Source organism: Streptomyces vinaceus (assembly GCF_008704935.1).
GTDB classification, from domain to species: Bacteria; Actinomycetota; Actinomycetes; order Streptomycetales; family Streptomycetaceae; genus Streptomyces; species Streptomyces vinaceus.
In genome coordinates this window covers 511,441-529,643 of sequence record NZ_CP023692.1, presented here as the reverse complement: position 1 = coordinate 529,643, position 18,203 = coordinate 511,441, and the positions used below count along the sequence as shown (strand labels likewise).

The 18,203-nt window shown below is 74.3% G+C and carries 18 protein-coding genes; 14 read left to right on the top strand and 4 right to left on the bottom strand.

What is annotated here, in order from left to right; translation table 11 throughout:
• Window positions 1-124: 124 nt before the first annotated feature.
• From CP980_RS02520 to CP980_RS02505, 4 genes are all read left to right on the top strand, one after another.
• Window positions 125-754, top strand: coding sequence for a hypothetical protein (locus CP980_RS02520; RefSeq protein ID WP_150492471.1), 630 nt, complete (start codon window positions 125-127; stop codon window positions 752-754).
• A gap of 110 nt (window positions 755-864) precedes the next feature.
• Entirely contained in the window at window positions 865-1,113 is a 249-nt protein-coding gene (locus CP980_RS02515; RefSeq protein ID WP_150530085.1) for a ferredoxin, read from the top strand.
• Window positions 1,106-2,497: an NAD(P)/FAD-dependent oxidoreductase gene (locus tag CP980_RS02510; RefSeq protein WP_150492470.1), complete on the top strand. Its 1,392-nt coding sequence runs from the start codon at window positions 1,106-1,108 to the stop codon at window positions 2,495-2,497. The genes CP980_RS02515 and CP980_RS02510 overlap by 8 nt, the downstream gene beginning before the upstream one ends.
• Window positions 2,498-2,557: 60 nt before the next feature.
• Window positions 2,558-3,799: a cytochrome P450 gene (locus CP980_RS02505; RefSeq protein ID WP_150492469.1), complete on the top strand. Its 1,242-nt coding sequence runs from the start codon at window positions 2,558-2,560 to the stop codon at window positions 3,797-3,799.
• 86 nt (window positions 3,800-3,885) lie between these two features.
• On the opposite strand, the gene CP980_RS02500 is transcribed toward CP980_RS02505, so the two are convergent.
• The 3 genes from CP980_RS02500 to CP980_RS02490 all read right to left on the bottom strand — a co-directional run bounded on the left by CP980_RS02500 (window position 3,886) and on the right by CP980_RS02490 (window position 6,575).
• On the bottom strand, window positions 3,886-4,569 hold the full coding sequence (locus tag CP980_RS02500; protein WP_229907432.1) for an HAD family acid phosphatase: 684 nt from the start codon (window positions 4,567-4,569) through the stop codon (window positions 3,886-3,888).
• Window positions 4,570-4,658: 89 nt separating this feature from the next.
• Complete coding sequence (locus tag CP980_RS02495) at window positions 4,659-5,417, bottom strand: 3-hydroxybutyrate dehydrogenase (protein WP_150492468.1); 759 nt, start codon at window positions 5,415-5,417, stop codon at window positions 4,659-4,661.
• Between the two features lie 123 nt (window positions 5,418-5,540).
• On the bottom strand, window positions 5,541-6,575 hold the full coding sequence (locus CP980_RS02490) for a CE1 family esterase (RefSeq protein WP_150492467.1): 1,035 nt from the start codon (window positions 6,573-6,575) through the stop codon (window positions 5,541-5,543).
• Between the two features lie 85 nt (window positions 6,576-6,660).
• Between CP980_RS02490 and CP980_RS02485 the strand changes: the two genes are divergently transcribed.
• The 7 genes from CP980_RS02485 to CP980_RS02455 all read left to right on the top strand — a co-directional run bounded on the left by CP980_RS02485 (window position 6,661) and on the right by CP980_RS02455 (window position 12,531).
• Window positions 6,661-7,629 (top strand): LysR substrate-binding domain-containing protein, encoded by a 969-nt coding sequence (locus CP980_RS02485; protein WP_229907433.1) that lies wholly within the window; start codon window positions 6,661-6,663, stop codon window positions 7,627-7,629.
• Window positions 7,626-8,501: a serine hydrolase gene (locus CP980_RS02480; protein WP_150492465.1), complete on the top strand. Its 876-nt coding sequence runs from the start codon at window positions 7,626-7,628 to the stop codon at window positions 8,499-8,501. The genes CP980_RS02485 and CP980_RS02480 overlap by 4 nt, the downstream gene beginning before the upstream one ends.
• Before the next feature lie 93 nt (window positions 8,502-8,594).
• Window positions 8,595-9,776, top strand: coding sequence for a sensor histidine kinase (locus CP980_RS02475; protein ID WP_150492464.1), 1,182 nt, complete (start codon window positions 8,595-8,597; stop codon window positions 9,774-9,776).
• Complete coding sequence (locus tag CP980_RS02470) at window positions 9,773-10,438, top strand: response regulator (protein WP_150492463.1); 666 nt, start codon at window positions 9,773-9,775, stop codon at window positions 10,436-10,438. Before CP980_RS02475 ends, CP980_RS02470 begins: the two co-directional genes overlap by 4 nt.
• 132 nt (window positions 10,439-10,570) lie before the next feature.
• Window positions 10,571-10,867 carry an SHOCT domain-containing protein gene (locus CP980_RS02465; RefSeq protein ID WP_150492462.1) on the top strand — a complete coding sequence of 99 codons (297 nt, stop codon included), beginning with the start codon at window positions 10,571-10,573 and terminating at the stop codon, window positions 10,865-10,867.
• A gap of 109 nt (window positions 10,868-10,976) precedes the next feature.
• Window positions 10,977-11,729 (top strand): carbonic anhydrase, encoded by a 753-nt coding sequence (locus CP980_RS02460; protein ID WP_150492461.1) that lies wholly within the window; start codon window positions 10,977-10,979, stop codon window positions 11,727-11,729.
• 121 nt (window positions 11,730-11,850) lie between these two features.
• The gene (locus tag CP980_RS02455; protein WP_150492460.1) at window positions 11,851-12,531 is read left to right on the top strand and encodes a hemerythrin domain-containing protein; all 681 of its coding nucleotides are present in this window, start codon (window positions 11,851-11,853) and stop codon (window positions 12,529-12,531) included.
• Between the two features lie 27 nt (window positions 12,532-12,558).
• Here the strand turns inward: CP980_RS02455 and CP980_RS02450 are convergent, their stop codons facing one another.
• Complete coding sequence (locus tag CP980_RS02450) at window positions 12,559-15,561, bottom strand: AfsR/SARP family transcriptional regulator (protein WP_244328228.1); 3,003 nt, start codon at window positions 15,559-15,561, stop codon at window positions 12,559-12,561.
• A gap of 177 nt (window positions 15,562-15,738) precedes the next feature.
• Between CP980_RS02450 and CP980_RS02445 the strand changes: the two genes are divergently transcribed.
• Genes CP980_RS02445 through CP980_RS02435 form a run of 3 tightly spaced genes read left to right on the top strand, consistent with a single transcriptional unit; the run spans window position 15,739 to window position 18,199 of the window.
• On the top strand, window positions 15,739-17,115 hold the full coding sequence (locus CP980_RS02445; protein WP_132753565.1) for a zinc ribbon domain-containing protein: 1,377 nt from the start codon (window positions 15,739-15,741) through the stop codon (window positions 17,113-17,115).
• A 22-nt stretch (window positions 17,116-17,137) separates the two neighbouring features.
• Window positions 17,138-17,512 (top strand): hypothetical protein, encoded by a 375-nt coding sequence (locus CP980_RS02440; RefSeq protein WP_150492459.1) that lies wholly within the window; start codon window positions 17,138-17,140, stop codon window positions 17,510-17,512.
• Window positions 17,513-17,551: 39 nt separating this feature from the next.
• Window positions 17,552-18,199: a hypothetical protein gene (locus tag CP980_RS02435; RefSeq protein ID WP_150492458.1), complete on the top strand. Its 648-nt coding sequence runs from the start codon at window positions 17,552-17,554 to the stop codon at window positions 18,197-18,199.
• Window positions 18,200-18,203 lie beyond the last annotated feature (4 nt).

Here is an 18,203-nt window from a genome sequence, read left to right as displayed (position 1 = left end):
TCCTGATCACGGCCACCTGAGGGGCCCCCGGCGCCCGGGCCGGCCCCCGCGCGGACCGGCCCGGGCGTCACCCGGCCGCACTGCCCCGCTGGCACGAGGGGCCGGCGGACGGCTTGCTGGAGGGATGACAGAGGGAGCACCGGGGCGGACCCGGCAACAGGCCCTGAGCACCCCGAAGGCCGCGGGGCTGGCGGGGATCGTCTTCGCCGTCCTGCTCGCGGCGGCGATCGTGCTCGCCCGGATCGCCCTGCCCGAGGGGGGCGGCGGCGAGGAGGAGATCGTCCCGGGCAAGCGGGGGGCACTGCAGACCGCGACCGAGCTCGTCCCGTTCGCGGGCATCGCCTTCCTGTGGTTCATGGGCGCACTGCGCGAGCACACCGGGGACGCCGAGGACCGGTTCATCGCCACCGTGTTCCTGGGCAGCGGACTGGTCTTCGTCGCCTGCCTCTTCGGCGCGGTCGCCGCCGCCGGGACCGTGCTCGACGCCGAGGACCCCACGGGCTTCGGCCGGCATTTCGCGTACACGCTGCTCACGACGTACGGGATGCGGATGGCGGCCGTCTTCGTCCTCGCGACCTCGACCCTCGGGCGCAAACTCGGGGTCCTGCCCAGACCCCTGGTGGTGATCGGGACCCTGGCCGGGCTGCTCCTGCTGGTCGTGGGCTCCACCGTGCCGTACTGCGAGCTCGTCTTCCCGGCCTGGGCGCTGCTCATCAGCCTGTACATCCTGCGCACCGCCCGCCACTCCGCGTGACCCTCCGCCGCGGCCGTCACTCCGATGGGCTCGCCGGACGGGCCGACCCGCCGCGCGGGCCGCACGCTGGCCGGGGAGCCGGAGGGGGCCAACGAAAGGACCGGACCTTGCTGAGGCTTGTCGTCGATCTCAACCGGTGCCAGGGGTACGCACAGTGCGCCTTCCTCGCACCCGACGTCTTCGCGATGCACGGAGACGAGGGCCTGCTCTACGATCCGCAGGCGCAGGACGCCCACCGCGAGCGCGTGGCCCAGGCCGTCGCCGCCTGCCCCGTACAGGCGATCCTCGTGGACGAGCTGGACATGGCCGCGACCGCGCCCGGAGCCGCGCGCTCGGCGGGGGAGGCCTCCGATGGCTGACACCGCCCTGGAGCACCTCAAGGCGAACGGCCGGATCGTGGTCGTCGGCGCCTCCCTCGCCGGGCTGCGCGGTGCCGAGACCCTGCGCGAGAAGGGTTTCAAGGGCTCGCTCACCATGATCGGCGACGAGCCGTACCAGCCGTACGACCGCCCGCCCCTGTCCAAGCAGGCGCTGCTGGGCATGGGTACGGCCGAGCGCACCGAGCTGCCACGCCGCCGCGACATCGAGGCCGAATGGCGACTCGGCGTGGCGGCCAGCGGCCTCGACATGGCGGCCCGGCGGGTCAAGCTCGCCGACGGGGACGAAGTGCCCTACGACCGGCTGCTGATCGCCACCGGCGTCCGCGCCCGGCCCTGGCCCAACCCGGCCGAGGCGGAGCTCGACGGGGTGTACGTCCTGCGGACCCGCGACGACGGCGCGGCCCTGGCCCGGCGGTTCGACGAGGGCCCGCGCCGGGTCCTGGTCATCGGCGCCGGGTTCACCGGCTCCGAGATCGCCTCCGCCTGCCGCGAGCGCGGACTGGAGGTCACCGTCGCCGAACGCGCCGACGCCCCCCTCGTCGGCGCCCTCGGCGGGGTCATCGGCGCGGTCGCCGCCGAACTCCACCGAGAGAACGGCGTCGACCTGCGCACCGGCATCATGGTCACGGCCCTGGAGGGCGACTCCACCAACCGGGTCCGCGCCGCGCACTTCTCCGACGGCACCACGCTGGAGTGCGACGTCGTGGTCGTCTCGCTCGGGGCCCAGCGCAACACGGACTGGCTCAGCGGATCGGGGCTGGGCGCCGGACCCCGCGGCATCGCCTGCGACGCCGGCTGCCGGGCCTTCGACATCCGCGGCATCGTCACCGACGACATCTTCGTGGCGGGCGACGTCGCCCGCTCCCCGCACCCGCTCTTCGGCTACCAGTTCCTGTCGCTGGAGCACTGGGGCAACGCCGTCTCCCAGGCGGAGACCGCAGCCCACAACATGCTCAGCGAGAGCACGGAGCGGCGCCCGCACATCTGGGTGCCGGCCTTCTGGTCCTCGCAGTTCGGGGTGAGCATCAAATCGGTCGGCGTGCCCTCGATGGGCACCGAGATCATGATCACCCAGGGCTCGCGCGCCGAACGCCGCTTCACCGGCGTGTACGGCTACCAGGGCCGCGTCATCGGGGCGGTCACCTTCGACAACTCGCGCTGGCTGCAGTTCTACCAGCAGCAGATCGAGACCACCGCGCCCTTCCCACCGCCGTTCCCCACGGTCGACCGGCGCCCCGAAGGTCAAAAGCCCCTCCCCGCGGACTTCCCGGACCCGTCCCTGCCCACGCACGGACCGACCGTCACCCTCAGCGGATACTCGCCGGCCGACCGGCGCCTCACGTTCACCCCCGCCGGGCACTAGGGGGCCTCCGGCCGTGATCCGCCGGCCCCCCCAACCCGCCCGCCCCCCGGAGGACCCGGCATGAAGCAAGGCATCCTGAGCGACATCCTCGACTACGCGAACCGCGCCAACCCGTACCCCCTGTACGCGGAGTTGCGCAAGACCCCCGTCTTCCACGACGGGGACGGCCCGTACGTCATCAGCACGTACCACCACATCCAGAGCCTGCTGCACGACCCGCGGCTCAGCTCCGACGCCCGCAACCTCGCCGCGAACGCAGGGGACCCGCTGGCCGGGGCGGAGGACGAGGGGGCCGCGGCCCTGCCGCCCAGCTTCCTCAAACTGGACCCGCCCGAGCACGACCGGCTGCGCCGGATGACCAACCGCCCCTTCGGGCCGCCGCACTCCCCGCACCGCGTCGACGACATGCGCGGCTTCCTTCACACCACCGTCACCGGACTGATCGACAACCTCGGCGACCCGGAACGGATCGACCTGGTCGACCAGTTCGCCTACCCGTTCCCCGTCACCATGATCTGCCGGCTGCTCGGGGTACCGCGCGAGGACGAGGCCCGCTTCCACGTCTGGGCGGACACCCTGGCCGCGAGCCTGGACCCCGATCCCGACGCCGATCCGAAGGAGCGGGAGAAGAAGACCCACGACGCCCGCATGGAACTCGGCATGTACCTGGCCGGGCTGATCGAGGAGCGCCGCAAGAACCCCGGCGAGGACATGCTCTCCCAACTGGCCGTCGGACACGGCCAGGACGAGACGATGAGCACGATGGAGCTGCTGAGCACCGCGGCCCTGCTGCTCATCGCGGGCCACGAGACGACGGTCAACCTCATCACCAACGGGATGCTGACCCTGCTGCGCAACCCGGACGTCCTCCAGCAGCTGCGCGAGACGCCCGACCTCGCCGTGCCCCTGGTGGAGGAACTGCTGCGGTTCGAGCCGCCGGTGCAGCTGCTGCCGCAGCGCACCCCGCTCGTGGACATCGAGGTCGGCGGGGTCACCATCCCCAAGGGCTCCTCGATGTGGCTGATCCTCGCCTCCGGCAACCGGGACCCGCACCGCTTCGAGAACCCGGACCGCTTCGACCCGTACCGCAAGGACATCCAGCACCTGGGCCTCGGCAGCGGCATCCACAGCTGCTTCGGCGCCCCGCTGGCCCGGCTGGAGGCGCAGCTCGCGCTGACCGAGCTCGTCCGGCGCCTGGAGAACCCGCGCCTGGTCGAGGACCCGCCGCCCTACCGGCAGAACGCGGTCCTGCGCGGCCCCCGCCATCTGCGCATCACGTGCGACGGGGTCCGCCCCGCCTGAGGGCGGCCGGGTCCTCCCGTGAACGGCCGCGGATGGTCCGGTGCCGGGCACCCGCGTCCTGCGCGGGCGGCCGGCACCGGAGCCGGCTAGGAGAGCTTGCCGTCGTAGTCCGGCAGCTTGAAGGTGCGCTCCGCGTGGCCGCCGACCAGGTCGCTGTCGTTGTTGCCGATGTTGGCGATGATCGTGTAGCCGCGGCCCTCGATCTCGGCGCGCTTGCCCGTCTTGTACGCGCTGACCTCGTCGAAGAGGTCGGGCAGGTCGCGGACGTACAGGCCCGTGACCGGGTAGCCGACCGCCTTCAGGTTGTGCTCGGTGAGGGACTGGATGATCCCGGGGCGGGCGGTGACGAAGAAGACGGCCACGCCGTGCTCGTTCGCGTACCGGGTCAGGTCGCGGACCTCGGAGATCGCCGGCGTCGGGAACGTCCAGAACCAGTGGAAGTCCGTCTCCAGGGAGGAGTTGTCGATGTCGAGGACGATCGCGGGCTTCTCGCCCGCGGGCGACTGGGCGATCCGCTGCTCGACGTAGGGGCGGGCCGTGGCCATGACCGCCGCCACGTCGCGCTTCCACGTGCCGTAGTCGACACCGCGCAGCAGCGCGTTCCCGCCGGGAGCGGAGGCGGTGGCCGCGGCCGGGGCCGCCGCCGGGGCGGGGACGGGAGCGGGTGCGGCCTCGGCGGAGGCGGCGGGGGCCAGCATCAGGACGACGGTGGCCGCGGCCGTGGCGGTTGCGGTGCCGAGCAGGCGGGCGCGGGCGCGGGTGCTGCGCATGTGGGGGCGCTCCTCAGGGGCTGAAATTGACATGTACGGAGCCAGAATCCGTACGATCGAACCCCTTGTCTACTGGTCGGTAGTTAAATTCAGGTGGCCGTCCAGCCACCATCGAGGGGGAGCGAGGCTCCCGTGAGATAGCCGGCGTGCGGCCCGCACAGCCACACCGCCGCCGCCGCGACCTCCTCCGGCTCGATCAGCCGCTTGATCGCGGACCGACCGAGCAGCACCTGCGACACCACCTCGCCGGGGCCGATCCCGTGCGCGGCGGCCTGCTGCTCGATCTGCGCCTCGACCAGGGGAGTACGGACGTAGCCGGGACTGATGCAGTTGCTCGTCACCCCGTACGGGGCGCCCTCGACCGCGGCGACCTTGCTCAGCCCCTCCAGCCCGTGCTTGGCGGCCACGTAGGCGGACTTGTAGGCGCTGGCCCGCAGCCCGTGGGCGCTGGAGACGTTCACCACCCGCCCCCAGCCTGCGGCGTACATGTGCGGCAGCACGTGGCGCAGCAGCAGGAACGGCGCGGTGACCATCACCTGCTGGATCAGGGTGAACCGCTCGGCCGGGAACTCGGTGATGGGGGCGACGTGTTGCAGGCCCGCACTGTTGACCAGGATGTCCACCGCTGCCGGCAGCCCCTCGATCGAGGCCGGGTCCGCGAGGTCGACGAAGTGCGCCTGCCCGCCGACGAGGGCGGCGACGGACCTGGCCGACTCCTCCGCGATGTCGACCACGTGCACGGCGGCGCCCGCCTCGGCCAGGGCGATCGCGCAGGCCCGGCCGATACCGCTGCCGCCGCCGGTCACCAGCGCCACGCGCTCCCGCAGAAAAGGAAGTTGGCTCGTCATGGCTGAACCCTAGGGAGCGGGAACGACCGCGCCCATGGCCCCGCACACCACACTCCGGGGCGGTGGTGTGGTGCACGGAGCCATGGGCGACGGCGTGCGGCGGCCGCCGCCCCTCGCGGGCCGTCAGCGCTTCTGCGCGGTGAGGAAGTCGAGCAGGGCGGTGCTCGCGTCCAGCGCGTTGCTGACGGATCCGAAGCCCTCGGGCGGTGCCATGGCCGAACCGGGCCAGGTGTGACCGGCCCCGTGCATGACGAGCAGCTGCACCTTCGCCCCCGCCGGGCCGGGCGGCCAGGTGGTGCTGTCGTAGCCGGGCCGGCCCTCCTCGACGGGAGCGCCGGCCCCGGCCGCCGCGGCGAAGGCCTCCGAGCCGGCCCGGGCGGACATCGTCGGCGTGACCGGTTCCTCCCCGGGAGCGGCCGGTCCCGGACTGGGCAGTCCGGCCAGGGGGCGTACGGGGTCCTCGGCCCCGTAGACGGTCAGGACGGGAACCGGGCCGGTGGGCTTGACCGCGGCGGCCCCGGTGGGGAGTTCACCGGAGACCGACACCGCGCCCGCGACCAGGTCCGGACGCTGGGCGGCCATCCGCAGCGCCATGGAACCGCCGTTGGAGAACCCGGCGACGTAGACCCGGTGCGCATCGGCCCGGCCGGTGCGCACGAGCTCGCCGACCAGCGCCTCGGTGAAGCGGACGTCGGCGTCCGGATCCGGCCGCTGCGGGGAGGGCGCACTGCCGGCGCCCCAGGCCTTGCCCAGGGCCTCCGGGTACACGAGGAGCATGCCGCGCGCCTCGGCGCCCTTGTCCAGGCCGCTCTGCTCGCGCAGCTGCGCGGCGTCGGCCCCGCGCCCGTGGAAGGCGATCAGGAGCGGCCGGGGTCCGCCGCCCTCGGCGGCCGGACGGTGCATCAGGTACTCCCGCGTGCCGCCGTCCACGCTCAGCCGCTCCCGGCTGTCGACCCCGGGGACGGCGGGGGCGGAGGCGCTCGGGGTGGGGCCGGCCCCGGCCGCGCCGGGCGTGCGGGGCGCGGTGGAGCAGCCGGTGAGCCCGGCGGCGGTCAGCGCGAGGCCGAGGGACAGGGCGGCGGCGTACGAGGCGCACCGGGTCGCCGCGCGCCGGGCCGCCGCACGGCGGGGGGACGGGGAGGAAGGGTGGGAGGTCATGCCTGGAGCAGAGCACCCCCGCCCACCCTCAGTCCAAGACCGATATGGATCTCGAATCGATCAATTTCCGATATCGTCGCTGATCGTGGACCTGATCCGGCATCTCCAGTGCTTCGTGGCCGTTGCAGAAGAAAGACACTTCGGCCGCGCCGCCGAGCTGCTCGGCATGGCCCAGCCACCCCTGTCCCAGCGCATCCAGCGCCTCGAACGCGAGCTCGGCGTCCGCCTCTTCGAGCGCACCAGCCGCCAGGTGACCATCACCGCGGCCGGCGCGATGCTGCTGGAGGACGCCCGCCTGCTGCTCGCCCGCGCGGACGCCCTCACGGCCACGGCCCGCCGCATCCGCGAGGGCGAGAGCGGCCTCCTGCGCGCCGCGCTGCCGCCCGACCTCGCCGCCGAGGCGATCGCCGCGATCCTGGCCGCCTTCCGCCGGCACCACCCCGGCGTGGAACTGGAACTCCACGAACTGTCCACCGCCGAGCAGCTGGCCCGCTTCACCTCCCGCGAGCTCGACGTCGGGCTCGTCCGGCACCCCTGCGACATCGCCGGACTGGAGCTCGGGCCGGTCCTGCTCCGCGAGCTCGGCGTGCTGCTGCCCGTCGGGGCCCCGGCCGCCGCGCTCGACGAGATACCCCTCGCCGCCCTCACCGGATACGGCCTCGTCCTCTTCCCGCGCGCCGAGGCGCCCGCCCTGCACGACGACGTCCTGAACACCTGCGCCCGCGGCGGCTACACCCCAGCGACCGTCCGCGAGGGCAGCGGCGCCGGCTTCGTACGCGGCCTGGTCCTCTCCGCGAACGCCGTGGCCTTCGCCCCGCGCGACACCGCGTCGGCCGGTGACGCGGGCCCGGACGCGGACATCGTCTGGCGGCCCCTCGCCGGCGCCCCGCTGGCCTGGCGCCACAGCGTCGCCTGGCCGCGCGACCGCGGGGACGCCGCCGTCGGTGCCTTCGCCGAAGCGACCGCACGCGCCCTGTGGAACACTGCGGCGGTGACCGCCGACGCACCCGAGCGGCCGCTCCACCTGCGCCCGGCGGCGGAGTACTGGCTGTGAACGACACCCTCCGCCGCATCGCCGCAGCCTTCGCCGAAGCCGGCGTCAGCGGCCGGCTGCACGCCGTGGACATCGACTCCGCCGCGGAGATCGACGCCGGCGCCGACCACCCGGTCGTCACCGCGAGCGTGCACAAGCTCTGCCTGCTCGTCGCCCTCCACCAGCACGCCGCCGCAGGCCTCCTGGACCTCACCGAACAGGTCGAGTGCCCGCCGGGTGAGCGCACCCCCGGCCCCACCGGACTCGCCGCCATGCTCGATCCCGTACGGATGTCCCTGCGCGACGCGGCCTACCTGATGATGGCCGTCAGCGACAACGCCGCCGCCGACCTGCTCCTCGCGCGCGTAGGCCTCGACGCCGTCAACGAGGCCACGGCCCGGCTCGGGCTGACCCGTACCCGGGCCGTCCACACCTTCCGCTCGCTGTTCGCCACCGTCCGGGAGGACGCGGGCCCCGCCGGCGTCCGGGCCCTCGCCGATCCGCTGGTCCTCGCCCGGCTCCGCGCCCTCGACCCGGCCCGCGGCAACCGCAGCACACCCCGCGACATGACCCGGCTGCTCACCGCCGTCTGGCGGGACGAGGCCGCCTGCACCCCCGAACACGGCGCCGCGATCCGCCGACTGCTCGGACTCCAGGTGTGGCCGCACCGGATGGCCGCCGGATTTCCCTTCGACGACGTGCACGTGGCCGGGAAGACGGGCAGCCTGCCGACGGTGCGCAACGAGGTCGGAGTCGTCGAGTACCCCGACGGCGGCCGCTACGCCGTCGCCGTCTTCACCCGCGCCGCCAGCCCGGCGGCCACCCTGCCCGCCGCCGACGCCGTGATCGGCACCGCCGCCCGCATCGCCGTCGACGCCCTGCGCGCGAGATAGCCGACGGATCGCGGCGCGTACTCCCCGGGGAGTACGCCCGATCGGCCCGCCCGGCTGACGACGGCGGCGGGCCCGGCCGTCTAGCGTGGCCGCATGGCGCAGCGGCGGTGGCAGTACTGGACGGAGCGCACCGGCGGCGGGCGGCTGCCGTGGCGCTCAACGCTCCTCGTCGCCGTCTTCACGCAGGCGGCCACCGGCTGGGTGCAGCACGCCCAGCCCGGACGGGAGCCCGTCGACGCGGTCGCCCGGATCCTGCTGCTCCTCGCGCCCGCCCTGCTGCTCCTGCGCCACCGGTACCCGGTGCCCGTCCTCTACGGGGTCTGCGCGCTCACGCTCGGATACCTCGCCGGCGGATACCCGTACGGCCCCGTCTTCCTGAGCGTCGCCGTCGCCTGCCTCGCCGCCGTCGTCGCCGGCCACCGCTACGCCGCCTGGGGCGCGGTGGGCGCCCTGTGGGCCGGACACCTGCTCATCGCGCACTGGCTCTACCGCTGGCTGCCACCGCCCGGCGACGGCCCCGCGTCCTGGGGGACGGAGGGAGGCGCCACCGCCTGGGCCATCGCCGTGCTCGCCGCCTCCGAGGTGGTCCGCGTACGCCGGGAGCAGTGGGCGCGGGACCGGGCCGAGCGCCGGGCCGCCGAACGGCGCCGGGCGGACGAGGAACGGCTGCGGATCGCCCGCGAGCTGCACGACGTACTGGCCCACAGCATCTCCGTCATCAACGTGCAGGCGGGCGTCGGCCTGGCCCTGCTCGACACGGACCCCGAACAGGCCCGTACGGCGCTCACCACGATCAAGGCGGCCAGCAAGGAGGCGCTCGGCGAGGTCCGGCAGGTCCTGAACACCCTGCGCGCCCCCGGCGAGGCCCCCCGCGCCCCGGCCCCCGGCCTCGACCGCCTCTCCGAACTGGTCGGCCAGGCGGCCGCGGCCGGGCTCACCGTCTCCGTGACGGGCGAGGGGGAGGCCCGGGGACTGTCACCGGCCACGGACCTCGCCGCGTTCCGGATCCTCCAGGAGGCGCTCACCAACGTGGTGCGCCACTCGGGCTCGCGGACCGCCCGGATCCGTATCAGCCACCCGCCCGGCGCGCTGGAACTCCAGGTGGACGACGACGGGCCCGCCACCGGCGGCGAAGCCGGAGGCAGTGGCACCGGCCTGATCGGGATGCGCGAGCGGGCCGCCGCGCAGGGCGGCACCATCGAGGCCGGCCCCCGCCCGGACGGCGGATTCCGGGTCCGGGCCCGGATCCCGCTGGAAACCGTGGAGGACTCGTGATCCGCGTACTGCTCGCCGACGACCAGGCGCTGGTACGGGCGGGCTTCCGCGCGCTGCTCGACGCGCAGCCCGACATCGAGGTGGCCGGGGAGGCGGCCGACGGGGCCGAGGCGGTGCGCCTGGCCCGCGAACTGCGCCCGGACGTCGCCCTGATGGACATCCGGATGCCGGCGCTCGACGGTCTGGCCGCCACCCGTACGATCACCTCGGACCCCGCGCTGGCCGAGGTGAAGGTGGTCATGCTGACCACCTTCGAGCTCGACGAGTACGTCTTCGAGGCGCTCCGCTCGGGCGCCTCCGGTTTCCTGGTCAAGGACACCGAGCCGGAGGAACTGCTGCGCGCGGTACGGGCGGTGGTCGCGGGCGACGCGCTGCTGTCCCCCGGGGTGACGCGCCGCCTGATCGCGGAGTTCGCGGCCCGGTCCAAGGCCCCGCAGGCGGGGGCGGGGCTGGAGCGGCTGACGGAGCGGGAGCGCGAGGTGGTGGCCCTGGTCGGCCTCGGGCTGTCCAACGAGGAGATCGCCCGCAGGCTGGTGGTCAGCCCGTTGACCGCGAAGACGCACGTCAGCCGGGCCATGATCAAACTCGCCGCCCGGGACCGGGCCCAGCTGGTGGTGATCGCGTACGAATCGGGCCTGGTCAGGCCCGGCTGGCTCGGCTGAAGCCCGCTGCCCGTGGGTACTCCCGCCGCCGTACGCACGGTGCCGCCGGCCGTACGACGACGCGGGCACCCTCCCGGGGCGAGTCTCGGAAACGACAAGGAAAGCGGACCCCTTCCGAGGAGCTGAACCGAGATGAACACCCTGGCGTACGACGGGCCCGGCCCGTGGATCCTCTTCGTCCCGCTGGTCTGGGCGGCCGTCGTCTTCGGCGTCGTCACCCTGCTGCGCCGCACGGTGTGGCGCGGTGGCCGCGGCCCGCGCGGCCCGTGGGCTGTGCGGGGCTCGTACGGGGAGAACTCGCCGATCGCGATCCTGGGCCGGCGGTTCGCCACCGGTGAGATCGACGAGGACGAGTACTGGCGCCGGCTGTCGGTCCTGGACGAGCAGTTCGGCCGGACGACCCTCGACGGCAAGGGCGGGGCCGGCTGACCCCGGGCCCCGGGCCCCGGGCCCCGGCCCTCGACCCCTTGATCTCCGACTTCCGAGATTGCGCCCCGCGCCCGAGCGGGGCGCGAGTCGGCGGGGATATTTTCCCGCGATGGATTCGAACACGCAGACACTGGACACCTCTTCGCCCAGCCGCCGCGGCCTGCTCCTCGCCGCCGCGGCCGGCACGGCGGCCGTGGGGTCCGTCCTCCCCTTCGCCTCCGCCTTTCCCGCCTCCGCCGCGCCGGCCCCGGCTCCGCCCGCGGAAGCCGTCGCGGGCCCCGTCTCCCCGGAAGAGGCGCTGCGCCGACTGGCCGACGGGAACCGGCGCTGGCGTACGTACGGGCAGGAGCACCCGCACGAGTCGGCGCTCCTGAGGCTGCGGCTGACCAAGGGCCAGCACCCCTTCGCGATCGTCCTCGGCTGCGTCGACTCCCGGGTGCCCCCGGAGCTCGTCTTCGACCAGGGCCTCGGCGATCTGCTGACCGTGCGCTCGGCCGGCGAGGTACTGGACGAAGCCGTCCTCGGCAGCGTCGCGTTCGGGGTCCTGGAACTGCAGATCCCGCTGGTGCTGGTGCTCGGCCACCAGTCCTGCGGCGCGGTCGGGGCCGCCGTCCACGCCGACGAGACCGGTGAGCCGCTGCCCGCGCACATCCAGTACCTGGCCGACGGGATCAGGCCGTCCATCGACCGTACCCAGCAGGGCGAGGCCCGGATCGACGCCACCATCGACGCGCACGCCCGGCGCACCCGCGACCTGCTCGCGGCCGAACCCGACCTCGCCCGGCGCATCGCCGAGGGCAGGCTGGCCGTCGTCGCCGCCCGCTACGGACTCCGCGACCAGAGGGTGCGCACCCTGGCCTAGGTGTCCGGCGGAGCGGGCTCCCCGGGGGGCGCTGGAGCGCCGCCGTGCGCCCCTGGCGGAGACGGCCGGACGCCCGCCAGGCTGGAGCCCGGTACACCCACCAGGGCGGGGGGCACGGTCGATGTCGACTTCGATGGAGAACCAGGGCAAACCGATCACCACGCACGACATGGTGGTGGTCCACCGGATGTTCCGGCGCGAGTTCGGGCAGGCGGCGGGCCGGGTGCGCGGAGTGCGCCACGGCAGCCGCGCCCAGGTCAGGCTGGTCGCGGACCGGCTGGAACTGCTGCTGGACACCCTGCACCACCACCACGAGGGCGAGGACCGGCTGCTGTGGCCCAAGCTGGCCGCGCGCCTGCCCGCGCAGGGCGAGCTGTGGAAGCGGATGCAGGGTCAGCACGACGACCTGTCGGCCGGGGTCGCCCGGGCGCGGGCCCTGCTTGCGGCATGGGCGGCGGCCGGAGGGATCACCCACCGGGAGGAGCTGGCCGAGGCCTTCGACCGGGTCGCGGAGGCGGCCGGGGACCACTTCGACCAGGAGGAGCGCGAGGCGCTGCCGCTCGTCGCGGCGGTGGTGTCCCAGGCGGAATGGGACGAGATCGGCGAGGCGGCGAGCGCGGCCGTTCCGAAGAGCAGGCTGTTCACCGTCCTCGGGATGATCCTCAAGGACGCCGACCCGGGCGAGCAGATCCTGATCATGGGCCACCTGCCGCTGGCGCCCCGGGTGCTCTGGCGGGCGGTGGGCGAACGCAACTTCCACCGCCTGGAACAGCGTCTGGAGGCGGCGGTGGGCCACGGCTGAGGCGTGACGGGGCGCCGTGGAACGCGCCTACACGATCCCGCAGTCCCTGAGCCCGGCCATCGCGAGCGCGCGCTCGGCCGGGTAGGCCCCGGCGCCCGGGAAGGCGAGGACCGTCCGGAACTGCTGCCCCGCCTCGCGGACCCGGCCCGCCGCCGAATAGGCGCGGCCCAGCCTGCTGCGGATGTCCATCTCCATGCGCGTCTGGTGGGGTTCGTCGAGCGGGGGCAGCGACTGGAGCCGGGAGAGCGCCTCGTGGTGGAGCGCCACGGCCGCGTCCAGGTTCCCCCCGCCCAGCTCGGCCGTGCCCAGCATGCTCAGCGTGATCGCGGTCAGGGGGATGTCGCCGGCCCGCTGGACCAGGTGGGCCGCCCGGCTCAGCAGCTCCTTGGCCTCGGTGAACCGGCCGAGGCCGAGGTGGACCTCGGCCGCGCAGCTCAGCGCCCTGCTGATCATGGCCGGGCGTCCGTTCACCTCGGCGCGCGCCGCGGACTCGTTCAGGCACACCAGCGCCTCCCGTGGCCGCCCCAGCGCGCGGTAGGCCGTGCCCAGCACGCACAGCGCCATCGCCACCAGCCACTCGTCCTCCAGTAGCCGGGCCAGGTCGACCGCCGCGGTGAGCGGAGCCAGGGCCTGTTCGGGCCGGCCCGAGTTGAGCTCGGCGGCCCCGATCCCGCTCAGGGCCCGGGCCTCCTCGCGCCGGTCCGCGCGGTGGCGGCTCAGGCGCAGCGCCTCGTCGAAGGCCGCGCGCGCCCCTGCCGCGTCGCCCCGGTAGATGTCGATGATCCCCACACAGTTGCGCAGGGCCGGCGCCATCCGCCGGTCGGTGGCCCGGTCCGCCAGGGGGAGCGCGACTTCCAGGGCCGTGCGGCCCTCGTGGTAGCGGCCCCGGCGCACGAACTGGTCGGTCAGCGCCTCCGCGATCCAGCAGGCGTGATCGGCTTCGCCGAGGGCCGCCGCGTGGCCGACGACGTCGGCGAGCTCACCGTCGGCGGCGTTCAGCCAGCCACTCGCCTCAGCCCGGTCGGCGAAGGCCCCCGTCCCGGACGGCCCGGTGGGGAAGCCACCGGAGCCCCAGTCACTGGCGGCCCGGCCCGCGTCCACGTAGAGGCGGAGCACGGCGGTGCGCGCCGCCCGCGCCTCCGCCGGGGCGGCCTCCGCGAGCCGCCGCGCGTGCACCCGTACCAGGTCGTGCAGCCGGTAGCGGCCGGGGCGCGGCTGCTGCACCAGACTCGTGTCGACCAGACCCTCCAGGACCTGTTCGGCCTCCCGGACCGGCCGGCCCAGCATGACCGCCGGCGCCAGGGCGTCGAATTCGCTCGTCGGCGTCAGCCCCAGGGCGCGGAACCCCCGCTGCTGCGCCTCGGTGAGCTGGTCGTACGACAGGCGGAAGGCCGCCTCCAGGCTGCGGTCCCCGGCACGGAGCTCACCGAGCCGGTGGTCGTCGTCCGTCATGCGGTCCACCAGATGGGCGAGGGTCCAGACGGGCCGGGTCTGCAGCCGCGTCCCGGCGATGCGCAGGGCCAGCGGCAGTCCGCCGCAGAGCCGCGCCAGCTCGTGCGTCGCCGCCCGCTCCTTCGCCGTGCGCTCCTCCCCGACGAGGTGCCCGAGCAGCGTCTGTGCGTCGCCCGTCCCCAGGGGCTCCAGGGTGACGCGCCGGTCGGCGTCGAGTCCGGTCAGGCGCTGCCGGCTGGTGACGATCACCATGCTGCCCGGCCCCGCCGGGAGCAGTGGCCGGATCTGCGCGCTCGCCAGGGCGTCGTCCAGTACGAGGAGCAGCCGCAGCGAGCCGGTCGCCGCACGCCAGGCCGCGGTGAGCGCGTCCAGATCGGCCGGTACCTCGCTGTCGGCCGTGCCGATCGTGCGCAGGAGCCGCCGCAGTACGCGCTGGGGCGAGAGCCTGTGCCGCCCGGGACTGTGGGCGCGCAGGTCGACGAAGAGGCAACCGTCCGGATGGTGGTCGCGCAGTTCCCGGGCCGCGCGGACGACGAGGGCGCTCTTGCCGACCCCGGCGATGCCGTCGACGGCCGCGACCCCCACGGCATCGGGCGGGAACGGGGCCGTCAGCAGCGCCCGTTCGCGCTCCCGCCCGATGAGGACGCCGGTGACGCCCGGCAGTTCGTTGACCGGGGGGCGGGGCCGCGGCGGGTCGGCGAAGGCGGCCGGACCGGCGGCCGACAGGGCAGCGGTGGGAGAAGCGGTGGCCGGGGCGGCGGCGGCCTGGGCGGCAGGGCGGGCCGCCGCCGGGCCGAGGAGGAGCTCGTCATCGCGGCGCAGCACCGCCTCGTACACGCGGCCCAGCGCCTCGCCGGGGCTGACCCCGAGCTCCTCGCGCAGCCGCTCGCGCATGCCCTGATAGGCGTTCAGCGCCTCGGCCTGGCGCTGACTGGCGTACAGGGCGCGCATGTGCAGGGCCAGCAGCGACTCGTCGTACGGCTCGGCGGCGGACAGCGCGGACAGCCCCTCCAGGGCCTCGGTGGCCCGGCCCAGCAGCAGGAGGCATTCGAGCCGCTCTGACCGGAGCGTCCTTCGCGTCTGCGACAGGCGCCGCCGCTCGGCCTGCGCGAACGGCCCGGGCAGCCCGGCCAGGGGCTCTCCCCGGAACAGCGCGAGGGCATCGGCGAGCCGGGCCGTCGCGCTCACCAGGTCGCCGGACTCCTTCACCCGGCGGGCCTCCCGGACCCGCTCGGTCAACTCGGCCGCGTCGACGCGGATCCCGTCCGCCGCCATGCCGTACCGGCCCTGGCTGCTGCGGATCACCGATTCCTCGTACGCGGTGCCCTGCGGGTCGAGGGCCTTGCGCAGCGCGTAGACGTAGCTCGGCAGGACCCGGTGGCCCGAGCCCGGCGGCGCGGAGCCCCACACCCCGTCGAGGAGGTCCTCGTGGCTGACGGTGCTGCCCGGCCGCAGCGCCATCGCGGCCAGCACGGCTTGGCGCCGGACGGGTCCCAGGGCCAGCGGAGCCGTACCCCGCCAGGCCAGCACCGGCCCGAGCAGCTCGATCCTCAGCCGCTGCGGAGTTTCCCCGTCCACGCGTATCCCCTCGGCCACATCATCGAAATTTCATCAGCATTGCAATGCCCCCGGCCACGGTTGGCAACGCACGAGGTGCACGAGCGAGGGCGCAATGGCTGGAAATCGGGGGAAGGCATGAAGGGTCCGGATCCTGCGCGCCGTACCGCGGCGCCGGGCTGGGGCGGCAACCGGGACGTGACCAGGTATCTGTGCGCGGCCGCGTACCTGGAGCGTGCGTACGGTCGCTCCCTCGTCAAGGAGGTGGCGGCCGAGCCCCATCTGGGGGTGGCCGCGGCCCCGGCGTGCGACGTCCCGGTGGTGCTCAGGCACGCGTACCACGCGAACATGCGCAGGCACGGCCGCGACATCGTGCTGGCCTCCCTGCTGCTGTTCCTGCTCGTCTTCTACCTGTGGGTGGGAAGGCCGGGCGTCTCCCTGTCGCTGTTCGTCCTGGCCTGGGTGACGGTCTTCTCGTTCGAGCTCGCCACCAAGTACGGCGCCCCGATGCAGAGCCTGCGCCCGGACCGCTTCGACCCCGCGGCCGCACCCGAGCCGATCAGCCTGGGCGTCGCCGTACGCCTGCGCGAGATCGGCGAGTACGCCGAGGGGAACGTGACCACCTACAGCGGCTATTCGCCGTTCGCCGGATACGGCACCGATCGCGACGCGTGGTCACTGGCCTTCGACGTCACCTCGCCGAGCCGGCCCGGCGTCGAGCCGCAGGACTTCGACGTGGTGGACCTCTACTCCCACGTCGCCGGACGCCTCGCCACGCTGGGCCTGCCCTGCCTCGAAATCGAGGAGCGCGTCTTCGTGGACGGCGCGGCCGTCCGGGAGGACCGGCGCTTCCTCCCCGATCCGCTGGGCCGGCCCGTCACCGCGATCACCCCCGGGACCATGGACGCGCTGAAGCGGGCGCCGGAGGAGAAGGCCCGGCCCTACCTCGGCGTGCACTCCACCGGCTGGGGCGGCGAGCTGGTGACCTCCCTCTTCGTCCGCTTCGTACGCTCGGATTCGAGCCTCGTCGTGGAGGCGGCCCCGACGGTGCTCTTCCCGCTGCGCGACCGCTACCGGGTCGTCGACACGCTGATGCCGGGACCGCACCCGCTCGAAGTGCTCCTCCTGGCGGCGAACACCCTGGTCCCCACCGTGTTCGAGCTGATGGCCTCGCCCTGGCGTGCGATCGCGGGGTTCGCCCCCGATTCCTGGATGTACTTCCGGGTCCGGGCCCAGGACAAACTGATCACCCGGCTGCGCCGTTTCGACTACGGGGCCCGGCAGGCGGTGCGCCGCAACGCGGCCGACGACAGCCACCAGCGCTACTTCCAGGAAGCGGACAGCGGCATGGTCCTCAAGGCGATCGAGAAGAGGGTGCTGGGCGCGATCGTGGAGTTCGCGGAGGCCCATGGGATCCATACGGACGAGTTGGTGCAACGGCAGGAAATGATCATCAACCACGGGATCATCGCGAGCCACGGAGCGAGTGTCCACGCCAGCTCCGTCGCCTCCGGCGAGAACTCCAGCGTCTCGTCGAAGATCCTCCGTGCCATACCGCGCGTGAAGATGGACTGACCAGGTGAGGGGCGGGAAAGGCATGCGCAACAACAACGACGGGATCATCGCCACGGGGGGCTCGCACGTCGTCTCCTCGGCGGTGGCGAGCGGCAGGAACGCCCGGGCCGCCGTGCACGGCAGCGGGTCGACCGAGGCCGGCGACGGACGGCAGCGCTCTCCCGAGGAGGTCCGGGAGCTGGTGGCCCGGCTGATCGACGCACTCGGCCGCTCCGACCACCCCGACCGCGCCGACCTGATCGAGATCGCGGAGGACGCGCGCGAGGAACTCGCCGCCGAGAACCGGCGCATGGGCAAGCTGCGGATGCTCGCGCGCACGCTCGTGAGCGCGGTGGCGGGATTCACGGCACTGGCGTCCCTGGCGCAACCGATCGAAGAGGCGGTCCGAGGCCTGTGAGGGCGGGATCCCGGAGGAGATGACCCGGAGGAGATGACCATGCCATCGTCGCGCCCCGGCGGGCCCGGGTACGTCCGCGTGGGATCCACCGTGCTTCCGCGGTGGCTGTTGTGGCTGGTGGCGGCTCTGGTCGTGGCGGGCGGGGTGAGTACGGGCGTCCTCCTCGCCGTGGCTCCCGTCCCCGAGGAACGGGCGGCGGACCGGGCCGTGAGCGGGCTGCCGTCGACCGCGGGCGCCGATCCGGCCCCACCGTCGGCGGCGCCGTCCCCCATCCTGCCGCCCAGCACCCAGCCGCCCAGCACCCCGCCGCCGGGCGGATCCTCTTCCGCCGCCGTCCCGTCCGCGGCGGCCACCCCGCCCGGGCAGCTTCCGGTCGAGCCGGATCCGGACCCGCCCGAGGGCCCGGGGGACGTGGTGGAGGAGTACTACCGGTACCTCGCGAACCGGGACTTCGCCGCCGCCTGGGAACTCGGCGGCAAGTACATCGCCCACACCTCCTACGCGAAGTGGGTGGCGGGCTACGACACGACGGCCGCCGTCTCGCTCGACTCGGCGGCCACACTGGACGCCGGCCGGGTCCGGGTCACGATCCGGGCGTTGCAGACGGACGGCACGGTGCGGGCGTACGAAGGCACGTACACCGTCTCCGGCGGGGTGATCACCGACGCGCGCGTCACCGGCGGGTGACACC